Below are 13997 nucleotides of genomic sequence, written 5' to 3'. Positions count from 1 at the left end.
GAGATGCATGATGGACGGCGCAAGGCCTGTTGATCCGGAGAAGATTCGGCGGAAGCTCCTGAAGACCCTGGAAAGCTCGGCGGCCACCCTGGTACCGTGGTTCTATGCCGACATGCCGGAGTATTATTTCCAGACCCACGGCGAGGACGAGCAGGTCAAGCACCTCATGGCCCTGATCTCCGGCATGGTCCGGGAGGAGAAGCAGGCCATCGCCCTGCACAGCCCGTGCGGCTCGCGGGTGACGCACATCTCCCCCGGCGGGGACATGGACACCCTGGGCTGGGTCCTCAAGCAGTACCGCGACAAGGACATTCAGCACGCGCGCATCTACTCCAGCCGCGACGACACCATCCGGCTGGACACCTTCGTCCTCGGGCCGCAGCCCGCTTGCGCGGCGGACAACGTGGGCGTGCGCGAGGTCCTGGAAAAGGCCAGGGCCGGGCAGATGGACCTCGCCCCCGGCGACCTGAACGGGTTCGAGCGGTTCCTCGGCTGGGTCAGCGAGGACTACATGGAGAAGTTCGAGCCGGGCCGGGCCGTGCGCCACTTCAAGACCTGCGGCTGCGTGGAGAACGAGGAGCGCGTCCAGGTGCAGCTCGAAAAGGAGGTCCACCCCGGCTTCGACCGCATCGGCGTGGCCATGGTCCAGCCGCCCAAGAAGGGGCTGCTGCACACCGTGGTCAACGTCTTCGCCAGGGAGGGCATTCCCGTGGACCGGGCCTATGCCGACGAGTTCGAGCGGCCCGGCCTGCCCGCCATCTCCATCATGAGCTTCTACCTCGACCGCACGCGCGTGGACCTCGAGGAGGGCGGCGAGCGCTGGCTGCGCCTCAAGCGGCAGCTTGAACTGTGCAAGTGGTTCGCGCCCCACGGCCTGGAGGCGCTGGCCTACGAGGACGGCTGGGAGATCGGCCAGGTCATGCTCATGCAGGCCGCGGGCGAGTTCGCCCATCAGTTCCTCATCCGGCGGGACCTGCACGCCTACACCTCGTCGCGCATCGTCTACGCCATCCTCAAGCATCGGGACGTGACCCGGCTGCTCATGGACTACTTCCGGGTGCGCTGCGACCCGGCCTTCACCGGCGACCGGCCCGCGGCCGTGCGCGAACGGCGCGACCGGGTGCGCGCGGCCATCCGCGACGTGGACAACGCCATCCACCGCGACATCCTGACCTACGTCTACAAGTTCTTCCGCTACACCCTGCGCACCAACTACTACCTGGAGCACAAGTTCGGCCTGAGCTTCCGGCTCGACCCCCTCATCCTGGCCCCGTTGCCCCGCAGGGAGCGGCCCTTCGGCCTGTACTGCTTCCACGGTCCCTACAGCTGGGCCTTCCAGGTGCGCTACCGCGACATGGCGCGCGGCGGCGTGCGCGTGGTCCGGACCTGGAGCCAGGAGCAGTTCGAGGTGGAGTCCAACCGGCTCCTGGACGAGGTCACCAAGCTGGCCCGCGCCCAGCAGTTCAAGAACAAGGACATCCCCGAGGGCGGGTCCAAGGCGGTCATCCTCCTCGGTCCCGAAGGGGACATCGACCTGGCAGTCAAGTCCATGGTCGACTCCTTCCTGGACCTTCTGGTGGTGCCGGAAGGGGCTGAGGGTTTCGTACAGCCCGGCATCGTGGACTACCTCAACCGCGAGGAGATCATCTTCCTGGGCCCGGACGAGAACATCACCCCGGCCCACATCCAGTGGATGGCCGACCGGGCGGCCCGGCGCGGCTACAAGTGGCCCAGCGCCTTCATGAGTTCCAAGCCCGGCGCGGGCATCGCCCACAAGAAGTACGGCGTGACCTCCGAGGGCGTCATCGTCTTTGCCGAGGAGCTGCTGCGCACGCTGGGCATCGACCCCCGAAAGCAGCCGTTCACGGTCAAGCTGACCGGCGGTCCGGCCGGGGACGTGGCCTCCAACGTCATGCGCATCCTCATGCGCGAGTATGGCGACAACGCGCGGATCGTGGCCATGAGCGATGGCCACGGCGCGGTCTTCGACCCGGCGGGCATGGACCACGCCGAACTGCTGCGGCTCATGGACAACGACCTCAAGGCCGCCGACTTTGACCGGACCAGGCTCAGGGGGGAGGGCGCCCTGGCGGTCTCCACGGCGGAGCCGAACGGGACCCGGGTGCGCAATACCCTGCACAATACCGTGGTGGCCGACATCTTCATCCCCTCGGGCGGCAGGCCGGATACGGTGAACATGTCCAACTGGAAGGAATTCCTGCAAAAGGACGGCACGCCCTCGGCCAGGGGCATCGTCGAGGGAGCGAACATCTTCATCTCGACCGACGCCCGCGCCCAGCTCGAAAGGGCGGGCGTCCTGGTGGTCCCCGGCCCGTCGGCCAACAAGACTGGGGTCATCTGCTCGTCCTACGAGATCCTGGCCGGGCTCATCCTCAGCGAGGAGGAGTTCCTGGGCATCAAGGACGAGTATATCCGGCAGCTCCTGGACATCCTGCGGCTGCGGGCGCGTTCCGAGGCGCGCGTGCTCATGCGCGAGTACAAGCTGTCCGGGGGCGGACGGACCATCACCGAGTTGTCCTACGCCCTGTCCGCGTCCATCAACGCCCTGGCCGACCGCGTGGACGGCGTGCTCACGGCCTCGGTGGACCGGGTGGCCGACGACCCGGAGCTGGTCGAGGTCCTGCTGGCCTATTGTCCGGCCGTGCTGGTCGAGAAGTACCGCGAGCGGATCGTCACCGACCTGCCGCGCGCCCACCAGCTGGCCCTGCTGGCCTCGTTCATCTCGGCCAAGATGCTCTATCAGGAGGGCATGGGCTGGGCCGACCGGCTGGTCTCCCTGCGCGACGTGCGCGAGGTGGTCTTCGGCTACCTCGAACAGGAGAAGATCGTGGCCGGGCTCATGGCCGAGGTACGTGCCGCGGGGTTGCCCCACGCCGAACTCATCGACCGCATCCTCGACTACTCGGGCCGCAAGCTCCTGACCCTGGACCGCCTGGGCCTGGGGTAGGGTGGTATGCGAAAATCGGCCCGGCGCCCCGGCAGGCGGGGAGACCGGGCTTGACAAACAGGGTGTATGACTGTATTGTCATAGCAAATGAGTGATTATTCATGTGAGGGAAGAAATGTCGAACATTGCTTGCAGTGACACCGAGCAGCACGCCAAAAACGTGGCTGCCGCCAAAACGGCCATGCTCTCCGAACGGGAGTTCCTGTTCCTGGCCGAACTCTTCAAGGCCCTGGGGGACTACACCAGGGTGCGCATCCTGTTCGCCCTGTCCGTCGGCGAACTCTGCGTATGCGCCCTGGCCGAGGTCCTGGACATGTCCCAGTCGGCCATCTCCCATCAGCTCAGGCTGCTGCGCGCCGCCAAGCTGGTGCGCTACCGCAAGGAGGGCAAGAACGTATTTTATTCCCTGGACGACGACCACGTGCGCAACCTGGTCTCCCAGGGGCTGGACCACATCAAGGAAGAGGCGTAGCCCGCCTCTTCTTTTTTTGTCCGGTTTTATGAACAACTACTCACTTGTGAATATAATGAACTTGTAGGTTGAGTGTATGATGGAGATGGTTTTCAATGTCCTGGCGGAGTCCTGGCACGTCCTGGTGGAGGCCTCCCCCTATGTGCTCTTCGGCTTTTTCGTGGCCGGACTGCTCAAGGGGTTCGTGCCCGACGCGTTCATGGCCCGCCACCTGGGCGGGCGGTCCGTGGGCTCGGTGTTCAAGGCCGCCGTCATCGGCGTGCCGCTGCCTTTGTGCTCCTGCGGCGTGCTGCCCACGGCCCTGGGGCTGCGCCGACAGGGGGCCAGCAAGGGCGCGACCACGGCCTTCATGATCTCCACCCCCGAGACCGGGGTGGACTCCATGGCCGTGACCTACGCCCTCATCGATCCGCTCATGACCGCCATCCGGCCCGTGGCCGCCTCCCTGACCGCCGTGTTCGCCGGGGTGCTCATCAACCTGTTTCCGGACGAAAAGGACGCGCCCGCGCCCCTGGCCGGACTGGCCGACGGACTGTCCGCCGGACCGGCCCCGCGCTCAAGCTGCGGCTGCGGCGGCAGCTGCGCCGTGCCTCCGCGAGCCACCTTCGGGGCCCGCTTCGCCTCGGGCATGCGCCACGCCTTCGGCGAGATGATCGAGGACATCGGCCGCTGGCTCCTGGTGGGCGTGCTCGTGGCCGGGCTCATCTCGGCCCTGGTTCCGGCCGACGCCCTGGACCATTGGGTGGGCAGCGGTCCGCTCTCCTACCTGGCCATGCTCGTGGTGGCCCTGCCGCTCTACGTCTGCGCCACGGCCTCCACGCCCATCGCGGCCTCGCTCCTGCTCAAGGGGCTCTCGCCCGGCGCGGCCCTGGTCTTTCTCCTGGCCGGACCGGCCACCAACGGGGCGACCATCACGGTCATGCTCAAGACCCTGGGCAAGCGCGCCGCCGGGCTGTACGTGGCCTCCATCGTGGTCTGCTCCCTGGCCCTGGCCTGGGCCACGGACCATCTCTACGCCGCGCTCGGCCTGGACATCCGGGCCACGGTCTCGAACGTGGACGAGCTGTTGCCCCACTGGGTGGGCGTGGCCTCGGCCCTGATCCTCCTGACCCTGGTGGCCAGGAGCTTCGTCGGGCGGGGCGGGCACGCGGACTCGGGCGGCTGAGGCTGATTCCGGGTTCCGGTCGGAACCTTTCCCCCGACGCGGTCATAACGGGCGGTCGCGCCTTTTCTTTCCCTGCGCAACATGCTAAAAGCCCGCCAGCAAATCCAAGGGGAATCGGTATGAAGAAAATCCTCCTCGCCCTGGCCGTGATCCTGGCCCTGGCCACCACCGCACGGGCGCAAGACGCCGCCATGCGCTTCGGCGTGCTGCCGGTCATCGACACCCTGCCGTTGCAGGTGGCCGACAGGGAAGGGCTGTTCGCCAAGCACGGCCTGAACGTGACCCTGGTCCGGTTCATGTCCGCCCTGGAGCGCGACACGGCCATGCAGACCGGCCAGATCGACGGGTATTTCGGCGACCTCATCGCCACCTACCTGCTCCTGGACCGGGGCGTGCCCATGCGCATCGCCCTGACCTCCTGGCGGACCACGCCGGGCTATCCCATGTTCGGCATCGCCCTGTCGCCCGCCAACCGCGACCAAAACCTTGCCGGGATGCAGGGCCGCTCCCTGGCCCTGTCCAGGTCCACGATCATGGAGTTCCTCTGCGACAGGCTGGAGGACCATCTCGGGGTCAAGCGCGGCTATTTCTCGCAGCTGGAGGTCAAGAAGATGCCCATCCGGCTGCAGATGCTCCTGACCGATCAGGTGGACGCCGCGCTCCTGCCCGAGCCGCTCCTGTCCCTGGCCAGACTCAAGGGCGGCAACGTCCTGGTCACGGCCGAGGACCTGAACCTGCCCGTGACCGTGCTCTGCCTGCACCAGCGTTATTTCGAGAACAACGGCGCGGCCTACGACAAATTCCTGGCCGCCTACCGCGAGGCGATCCGGCTCCTGGCCGAAAATCCGGAGAAGTACCGGCCGCTCATGGCCGAGACCTGCCGCATCCCCAAGCCGCTGGTCTCCGGATTTCCGGTCTATCCCTACCCGGCGCCGGAGCTGCCCGCACCGGCCGAACTGGCCGAGGTCCAGGACTGGATGATCGCCAAGGGGCTGCTCAAGGCGCGGGTGGCCGATGCCGTGGCCCTGCCGCCCGTGCGCAAGTAGCCCATGCTGACCGCCGAGAACCTGGGCAAGTCCTATGACGGCAGGACCGTCCTTACGGACGTGTCCTTCACCCTGGCCGAAGGGCAGACCCTGGCCGTGGTCGGCCCGTCCGGCTGCGGCAAGACGACCCTGCTCTACCTGTTGAGCGGGCTGTCCGCGCCCGACACGGGCCGGGCGCTCCTCGACGGCAAGCCCATCGCCGGACCGGCCTCGGACATCTCCATCATCCTCCAGGACTACGGGCTGCTGCCCTGGCGCACGGTCATCGACAACGTGGCGCTCGGCCTCAAGATTCAGGGCGTGGGCCGCCGCGAACGCATGGAGCGGGCGCGCACCCAGCTGGCCGAGGTCGGCATCACCGGCCGCGAGAACGACTACCCGGCGACCCTCTCGGGCGGCGAGCAGCAGCGCGTGGCCATCGCCCGGGCCTTCGTCACCCGGCCCCGCCTGACCCTGCTGGACGAACCTTTTTCCTCCCTGGACGCCCTGACCCGCGAGCGGCTCCAGTTGGCCCTGCTCGACACCTGGCTGGTCCGCCGCGTGCCCTACGTGCTGGTCACCCACTCCCTGGAGGAGGCGGTTATGCTCGGGCAGCGGATCATGGTCATGTCCGCGCGTCCGGCCCGGCCCGTGGCCGTGTTCGACAACCCCGGCTTCGGCGACGCGCGCATCCGCGACACCGAGGCCTGCTTCGCGCTGCTCAGGGAACTGCGCCACACCGTGGAGGCCCAGTGGTGAGGCTGTTCAACGTCGCGCTGCGCTACGGCCTGGTCGTCCTGGTCATGGGCGTCCTGTGGAAGCTGGCCGCCGTGTCCATGGGCGGGGTCATCCTGCCCGATCCCGAGGACGCCCTGGTCGCCCTGGTCCAGGCCATGTCCACGCAAATCTTCTGGGAGCACTTCGGGGTCAGCCTGTACCGCTCGGTGACGGGCATGGGGCTGGCCTGGATCATCGCCTTCCCGCTGGGGTTGGTCATGGGCAGCGTCAAGCGCGTGGACAGGGTCCTGTCGCCCTTCGTCTTCCTGACCTATCCGGTGCCCAAGATCGTGCTCCTGCCCATCTTCCTGCTCCTGCTCGGCCTGGGCGACACCTCCAAGATCGCCATGATCGCCCTGATCCTGGGCTACCAGGTCCTGGTCACCACCCGCGACGGGGTGCGCTCCATCCACCCCAAGTATTTCGACTCGGTCCGTTCGCTGGGCGGCGGGCACATGGACGTCCTGCGCGAGGTCCTGCTCCCGGCGGCCCTGCCGCACGGGTTCACGGCCTTGCGCCTGGGCACCGGCGTGTCCGTGGCCGTGCTCTTTTTCGTGGAATCCTTTGCCACCACCCGCGGCCTGGGCTACATGATAATGGACGCCTGGGGAGCCATGGATTATCTGACCATGTTCTCCGGCATTCTCGGCATGTCCATCATGGGCGCGGCCCTGTACGAGGTCGCCAACGTGCTGGAGCGCAAGGCGTGCAGGTGGATGTTCCTGCGCGCCAAGGACTAACTGGGAGGAAATCGTTCTGCCCGTCACCAAGCTCGAATTCGACGACGGCCGCATGGCCGGCCAGCTTTTCGGTCCCCACGACCAGCACCTCAAGCTCCTGGCCGAGCGCGCGGGCGTGCGCATCGACAGCCGGGGCAACACCCTGACCATCACCGCCCCGGAAGGGGAGGAGGGAAGGGCCGACCTGGCCGCCCAGGTCCTGACCCAGCTCTACGCCATGGTCCGGCGCGGCAAGGCCGTGTATCCCCAGGACGTGGACTTCGCCTGCCGCATCCTCGAACGCCAGCCCTCGGCCGACGTCGGCGAGGTCTTCAAGGGCGACGTCTACGCCACCTCCGGCAAGCGGACCGTGTCGCCCAAGTCCCTGAACCAGCGGGAATATCTCGACGCCATCCGCGACGCGGACATGACCTTCGGCATCGGTCCGGCGGGCACGGGCAAGACCTACCTGGCCGTGGCCATGGCCGTGGGCGCCCTGAGTCGGCGCGAGGTCAAGCGCATCGTCCTGACCCGCCCGGCCGTGGAGGCGGGCGAGAAGCTCGGCTTCCTGCCCGGCGATCTGGCCGAGAAGATCAACCCCTACCTGCGGCCCCTGTACGACGCCCTGCACGACATGCTCGACTTCGCCAAGGTCCAGGACTACCAGGACTCCGGGGTCATCGAGGTGGCCCCCCTGGCCTTCATGCGCGGCCGCACCCTGAACGACGCCTTCATCATCCTGGACGAGGCCCAGAACACCACGCCCGAGCAGATGAAGATGTTCCTGACCCGGCTCGGCTTCGGCTCCAAGGCCGTGGTCACGGGCGACATCACCCAGATCGACCTGCCGGTCCACGCCAAGTCCGGCCTGGTCCACGCCCGGCGCATCCTCGACGGGGTCAAGGGCGTGCGCTTCGTGACTTTCGACGAGCGGGACGTCATCCGCCACCCCCTGGTGGGACGCATCGTCAAGGCCTACGAAACCCGCGAAGGCGAGGCGGAATGAGCGTGACCGGCCCGGCCGACATCCTCTACGAGACCCGGCTCGACCCGAGGTTTCCCCTGTCCCGGCGCGAGCTGTCCGGACTGGCCGCAACCCTGCTGGACGCCCTGGGACTGACCGGCCGCACCTTCCTGCTCAAGCTGGTGGACGACCGCGAGATCGCCCGCCTGAACCGCGAGTTCCTGGGCTGCACCGGCCCGACCAACATCCTCAGCTTTCCGGCCCGCGACGGGGACGGGACCGACGCCCTGGCGGACGGGGAGGTCGGCGACCCGGAGGACGACGGCGAATTCCTCGGCGAACTGGCCCTGTCCGTGGACGCGCTGGCCAGGGAGACCGACCTGTACGGCCAGCTCCCCCTGGAGCACCTGGCCCGTCTGCTGGCCCACGGCCTGCTGCATCTGGCCGGGTTCGACCACGGCGAGGTCATGTTCGACATGACCGACGCGGCCGTGGACCTGGCCCTGCTCGAACATGCGGAGGCACCCCTGTGAGCATGCACGGTCTCCGGGGCAGGCAACTCTACCAGCTGGTCTTCTACGGCGTCATCTTCGTGGTGGCCGCCGTGGGCGCGCTGGCCTACATGGGCGTGCGCGAGATCCGCCACGACGCCGCGGTGGTGGCCGTGGAGAGTTCCGCGCGCGGCCTGTCCGGCGCGGTGACCGTGCTCCTCAACGCGGTGCGCAACTCCAACCAGGAGATGGGCCAGGGGCTGCTCAAGAGCCTCAAGTCCGAGGCCCTGCGCCGGGAATTCGGCACGGTCCTCCGGGACCACCAGAACCTTTCGGCCATCATGGTCAGCGACGGCCAGGGGCTGCGCTACCTGCTGACCCGGCGCTTCGGCGGCACGGTCGAGGCCGTGCCCGACGAACTGCACACCGCCGTGTCCTGGACCCTGCTCAAGGACGGCAGGCCGGACAAGGAGCCCTTCACCGGCTGGGACATGGACCTGCACCAGGTGGACCGCGTCCTGTCCGACGAGTTCAGCCACCTGGAGCCGGGCCAGGTCAACTGGCGCAGCGCGGGCCGCTTCCATCACGTCAGCGCGGCCTGGATCACGGCCTCCTCCCTGGCGGAGTCGGGCGCGGGCGACCGGCTCATGCTTTCCTTCGCCTTTCCGGCCGAGGCCATCCTGTCCCAGCTGAGCGAGGCGGAGCGGGGCGGTGCCGAACGGATTTTCCTCTACTGGGGCGACGGCCGGGCCATGCCCGTGAGCGGCCTGGGCGCGGACGTTGGTCCGGACCTGGCCGGACGGGCCCTGGCCCCGGAGCAGCTGCCCGATCCCGTGGTCCGGCTGGCCGTGTCCGGGCTGGCCACCCATGCCAAGGCCCCTGACGGCGCGCCGGGCAAGCCCTTTTCCTTCGTCAGCGACCACGAGGTCTGGTGGACCTGGGCCATGCCCTTGTCCATCTTCGGCGACACCCTCTCCCTGGGCGTGGCCGTGCCGCGCAAGAACGTCCTGTCCACCCTGACCAGCGACTCCTTCCTCCAGGCCGGGGCCGTGGTCCTCATCCTCATGGCCTTCGGCGTGCTCTTCGTCCTGCACCGCAACCGTGAGCGCATCGAGTCCCTGGGCCGCCGCCGCGAGGCGGCAGCCAGCGCCGGGGACGTGCTCGACCTCATCCGTTCGGGGGAGGGCGGCCGGCTGGAATTCAAGCAGACCCTGCGCTTCAACCTCAAGTCCGGCAAGAACGGCAAGGAGATCGAGCACGCCTGCCTGAAGACCGTGTCCGCCTTCCTCAACACCGAGGGCGGGACCCTGCTCATCGGCGTGGCCGACGACGGCACCGTGACCGGCTTCGACGAGGACGGTTTCGAGAGCGACGACAGGGCGCTCCTGCATTTCAACAATCTGGTGGACCGGCACATCGGCACCGAGTTCTCGCGCTACATCGACAGCCGGATCATCGCGGTGGACGACAGGCGGGTCCTGCGCGTGCACTGTATCCAGGCCCAGGCCCCGGCCATTCTGGACGCGGCCAAGGGCGAGGAATTCTACGTGCGCAGCGGCCCGGCCAGCCGGTGCCTGACCCTCAGGCAGTTCCACGACTGGCTGAAGAAGCACCAGTAGCCGCGCGGCCATGCGCCGCCTGGGTTTTCCCCATTTTCCGGGGGCCAAATCCCTTTACATTCATGGTAATATGGGCCAAACTCCATCTCTTTGTTGATATCAAGGCAATCGCTGAGGGAGTAAACGTACGATGCCCAAACATTTTTTGACCATTCTGGACATCCCCAAGGATGAAGTGAGGCAGGTCATCCTGCGCGCCAAGGAGATGAAGGACGGCAAGGTCCGCACGGATCTTCTGGACGGCAAGACCCTGCTGCTGATTTTCGAGAAGGCCTCCACCCGGACCCGCGTCTCCTTCGAGGTGGGCGTGCGTCAGCTGGGCGGCGAGCCCGTGTTCATCTCCGCCCGCGACTCCCAGCTGGGCCGCAGCGAGCCGATCAAGGACACGGCCCGCGTCCTGTCGCGCTACGCCGACGGGATCATCATGCGCACCTTCGGCCAGGAAAAGCTTGAAACCCTGGTCGATTACGGCGACATCCCGGTGGTCAACGCCCTGACCGACGAATACCACCCGTGCCAGGTCATGGCCGACATCCTGACCATGTACGAGCGCACCCCGGACCTGGACAAGGTCAAGGTGGCCTGGGTGGGCGACGGCAACAACATGGCCCACTCCTTCATCAACGGTGCGGCCGCCTTCGGCTACGAACTTTCCCTGGCCTGCCCCGAGGGGTACGCCCCGGACGCGGCCATCCTGGACAAGGCCGTGAACCTCGGCGCCAGGATCACCCTGACCGACGACCCGAAGCGGGCCGTGGACGGGGCGGACTACGTCAACACCGACGTCTGGGCCTCCATGGGCCAGGAAGAGGAGCAGAAGAAGCGCGAGGTCGCGTTCGCCGGGTACATGGTGGACGAGGCTCTCATGGGCCTGGCCGCGCCGGGCGCCTCCTTCATGCATTGCCTGCCCGCCCATCGCGGCGAGGAGGTCTCCGAGGCGGTCTTCGAGTCCCCGGCCTCCATCGTCTGGGACCAGGCCGAGAACCGGCTCCACGCGCAAAAGGCGATCCTTGAGTGGATCTTTAAATAATTCGACACAGTACGAGGAATTTACGATGCAGAAGATAGACAAGGTCGTGCTGGCCTACTCCGGCGGGCTGGACACCTCCATCATTCTCAAGTGGCTCAAGAACAACTACGACTGCGACGTGATCTGCATGACCGCGGATCTCGGCCAGGGCGAGGAGATGCACGGCATCGAGGCCAAGGCCCTCAAGACCGGCGCGGTCAAGGCCTACGTGGAGGACCTGCGCGAGGAGTTCGTCCGCGACTACGTCTTCCCCATGTTCCGGGCCAACGCCCTGTACGAGGGCCGCTACCTACTCGGCACGGCCATCGCCCGGCCGCTGATCTCCAAGCGCATGGTCGAGATCGCCGAGATGGAGGGCGCCCAGGCCGTGGCCCACGGCGCCACCGGCAAGGGCAACGACCAGGTCCGCTTCGAGCTGGCCACCATGGCCCTCAACCCCCGGCTCAAGACCATCGCCCCCTGGCGCGAGTGGGAGCTCAAGTCCCGCACCGACCTGATGAATTTCGCCCAGGAAAACGAGATTCCCATCCCGGTCAGCCGCAAGAAGCCGTGGTCCATTGACGCCAACCTGCTGCACACCTCCTTCGAGGGCGGCGAGCTGGAGGACCCGTGGAACGCGCCCGGTCCGGACTGCTACCGGAACATCACCCCGGCCGAGATGTGCCCCAACGAGCCCGAGGAGATCACCATCGACTTCGAGGCCGGTGATCCCATCGCCATCAACTCGGTCAAGTACTCCCCGGCGGCCCTGCTGGCCAAGCTCAACGAGCTGGGCGGCAAGCACGGCATCGGCCGGGTGGACATGGTCGAGAACCGCTTCGTGGGCATGAAGTCGCGCGGCGTGTACGAGACCCCCGGCGGGACCATCCTGGCCGCCGCCCACCGCGACCTGGAGGGGCTGTGCATGGATCGCGAGATGATGCACCTGCGCGATTCCCTCATTCCCAGGTACGCCGAGATGGTTTACTACGGGTATTGGTTCTCGCCCGAACGCGAGGCCCTGCAGGCCATGATCGACAAGTCCCAGGAGAAGGTCACCGGCACCGTGCGGCTCAAGCTGTACAAGGGCAACTGCGTGCCGCTGGGCCGCAAGTCCCCGTTCTCCCTCTACAACTCCGAACTGGCCACCTTCGAGGAAGACTACGTGTACGACCAGGCCGACGCCGCCGGGTTCATCAAGCTGGTGGGCTTGCGCCTGAAGGGCCGCATGCAGCAGTCCAAGTGGGGCGGGAAAGAGTCCGAAGACTCCTGCGAGTAAGTTATGGCAGACAAGAAGATGTGGGGCGGGCGGTTCTCCAAGGGAACCGCCGCGTCCATGGAAGCGTTTTCCGAGTCCGTGTCCTTTGACCGGCTCCTGTACGCCGAGGATATCCGCGGCTCCCAGGCCCATGCCCGCATGCTGGCCAAACAAGGCTTCCTGACCGAGGACGAGGGCCGGACCCTGTGCGAGGGGCTGGACCGGGTCAAGGCCGAGATCGAGTCCGGCGAGTTCGTATGGAAGGCCGCCATGGAAGACGTGCACATGAACGTCGAGTCCCGGCTGACCGAACTCATCGGCCCGCTGGGCGGCAAGCTGCACACCGCGCGCAGCCGCAACGACCAGGTGGCCCTGGACTTCCGGCTGCACGTGGCCGCCCGCCTGGCCGGGTGGCAGGAGAAGCTGGCCGCCCTGATAACGGTCTACGTGGACCGGGCCGAGGAGCACAAGGACACCATGCTGCCCGGCTGCACCCATTTCCAGCCCGCCCAGCCCGTGACCCTGGGCCACCACCTGCTGGCCTACTGCCAGATGTTCAAGCGCGACCATGAGCGCGTGGCCGACGCCCTGAAGCGCGTCCGGGTCATGCCGCTCGGCGCGGCGGCCCTGGCCGGAACCACCCACCCGGTGAACCCCGCGCTGGTGGCCGAGGACCTGGGGCTGACCGAGACCTTCGCCAACTCCATGGACGCCGTCTCCGACCGCGACTTCGTGGTCGAGGCCGTGTTCGCGGGCTCCCTGATCATGGCCCACCTGTCGCGCATGTGCGAGGAGCTGATCATCTGGGCCAACCCGAATTTCGGGTACGTGAAGCTGCCCGACCAGTACTCCACGGGTTCCTCCATCATGCCCCAGAAGAAGAACCCCGACGCCTGCGAGATCATGCGCGGCAAGACCGGCAGGGTGGTCGGCTCCCTCATGGGGCTGCTCGTCCTGATCAAGGGGCTGCCCATGACCTACAACCGGGACATGCAGGAGGACAAGGAGCCGTTCTTCGACGCCGACCGCACGGTCTCCGCGTCGCTCGGCATCATGGCCGACATGCTCCGGCTCATGGAGTTCGTGCCCGAAAAGATGGCGCAGACCGTCAGGCGCGGCTTCCTCAACGCCACGGAGCTGGCCGACTACCTGGCCGCCAAGGGCGTGCCCTTCCGCGAGGCGCACCACATCACCGGCGCGGCCGTGGCCTATGCCGAAGGCAAGGGCGTGGGACTCGAGGACCTGGACCTGGCCGAGCTGAAGCGTTTCTCCGGCGAGATCGGCGAGGACGTCTACGCGGTACTCGACTATCACGCGGCCATCGAGCGGCGGATCACCCCCGGCGGCACCGGACCGGCGTCCGTGGCCGCGCAGATCGGGGCGTTGCGGGCGTGGCTCGGGTCCCTGTAGGGGGCTGTCCGTAATCCGGGTTTTTTTGCCGATTCACTTGATTTTTGAAACGACGGCATTACTCTAGATTCCTGAAATCGCGGCAACGCGGACTCAGCGGGCCCCCCGGGCCGTTCAATA

At 67.2% G+C, this 13997-nt stretch carries 12 protein-coding genes; all 12 read left to right on the top strand.

Annotated features, from left to right (window positions below):
• The first annotated feature begins 7 nt into the window (after positions 1 to 7).
• The 12 genes from DND132_RS04555 to argH all read left to right on the top strand — a co-directional run bounded on the left by DND132_RS04555 (position 8) and on the right by argH (position 13877).
• Entirely contained in the window at positions 8 to 2968 is a 2961-nt protein-coding gene (locus DND132_RS04555; protein WP_238528328.1) for an NAD-glutamate dehydrogenase domain-containing protein, read from the top strand.
• Positions 2969 to 3083: 115 nt separating this feature from the next.
• Positions 3084 to 3440, top strand: coding sequence for an ArsR/SmtB family transcription factor (locus tag DND132_RS04550; RefSeq protein WP_014321533.1), 357 nt, complete (start codon positions 3084 to 3086; stop codon positions 3438 to 3440).
• 79 nt (positions 3441 to 3519) lie between these two features.
• Positions 3520 to 4605: an SO_0444 family Cu/Zn efflux transporter gene (locus DND132_RS04545; protein WP_190275306.1), complete on the top strand. Its 1086-nt coding sequence runs from the start codon at positions 3520 to 3522 to the stop codon at positions 4603 to 4605.
• Positions 4606 to 4724: 119 nt separating this feature from the next.
• Positions 4725 to 5651 carry an ABC transporter substrate-binding protein gene (locus DND132_RS04540; RefSeq protein ID WP_014321531.1) on the top strand — a complete coding sequence of 309 codons (927 nt, stop codon included), beginning with the start codon at positions 4725 to 4727 and terminating at the stop codon, positions 5649 to 5651.
• Between the two features lie 3 nt (positions 5652 to 5654).
• Positions 5655 to 6389: an ABC transporter ATP-binding protein gene (locus tag DND132_RS04535; protein ID WP_014321530.1), complete on the top strand. Its 735-nt coding sequence runs from the start codon at positions 5655 to 5657 to the stop codon at positions 6387 to 6389.
• 44 nt (positions 6390 to 6433) lie between these two features.
• The gene (locus tag DND132_RS04530; protein ID WP_050814000.1) at positions 6434 to 7147 is read left to right on the top strand and encodes an ABC transporter permease; all 714 of its coding nucleotides are present in this window, start codon (positions 6434 to 6436) and stop codon (positions 7145 to 7147) included.
• A gap of 52 nt (positions 7148 to 7199) precedes the next feature.
• Positions 7200 to 8132 (top strand): PhoH family protein, encoded by a 933-nt coding sequence (locus DND132_RS04525; RefSeq protein WP_050813945.1) that lies wholly within the window; start codon positions 7200 to 7202, stop codon positions 8130 to 8132.
• Positions 8129 to 8623, top strand: a complete 495-nt coding sequence (gene ybeY / locus DND132_RS04520; RefSeq protein ID WP_014321527.1) for an rRNA maturation RNase YbeY — start codon at positions 8129 to 8131, stop codon at positions 8621 to 8623. The genes DND132_RS04525 and ybeY overlap by 4 nt, the downstream gene beginning before the upstream one ends.
• Positions 8624 to 8625: 2 nt before the next feature.
• Positions 8626 to 10200, top strand: a complete 1575-nt coding sequence (locus tag DND132_RS17510; RefSeq protein WP_050813944.1) for an AlbA family DNA-binding domain-containing protein — start codon at positions 8626 to 8628, stop codon at positions 10198 to 10200.
• Between the two features lie 130 nt (positions 10201 to 10330).
• A complete protein-coding gene (argF, locus tag DND132_RS04510) occupies positions 10331 to 11230 on the top strand; it encodes an ornithine carbamoyltransferase (protein WP_014321525.1) in 900 nt (299 codons plus the stop codon).
• Positions 11231 to 11255: 25 nt separating this feature from the next.
• Positions 11256 to 12488: an argininosuccinate synthase gene (locus tag DND132_RS04505; protein WP_014321524.1), complete on the top strand. Its 1233-nt coding sequence runs from the start codon at positions 11256 to 11258 to the stop codon at positions 12486 to 12488.
• A 3-nt stretch (positions 12489 to 12491) separates the two neighbouring features.
• Complete coding sequence (argH, locus tag DND132_RS04500; protein ID WP_014321523.1) at positions 12492 to 13877, top strand: argininosuccinate lyase; 1386 nt, start codon at positions 12492 to 12494, stop codon at positions 13875 to 13877.
• Positions 13878 to 13997 lie beyond the last annotated feature (120 nt).

It is taken from the genome of Pseudodesulfovibrio mercurii (assembly GCF_000189295.2).
Taxonomy (GTDB): Bacteria; Desulfobacterota; Desulfovibrionia; order Desulfovibrionales; family Desulfovibrionaceae; genus Pseudodesulfovibrio; species Pseudodesulfovibrio mercurii.
This window is presented reverse-complemented; position numbering and strand designations above follow the sequence as displayed.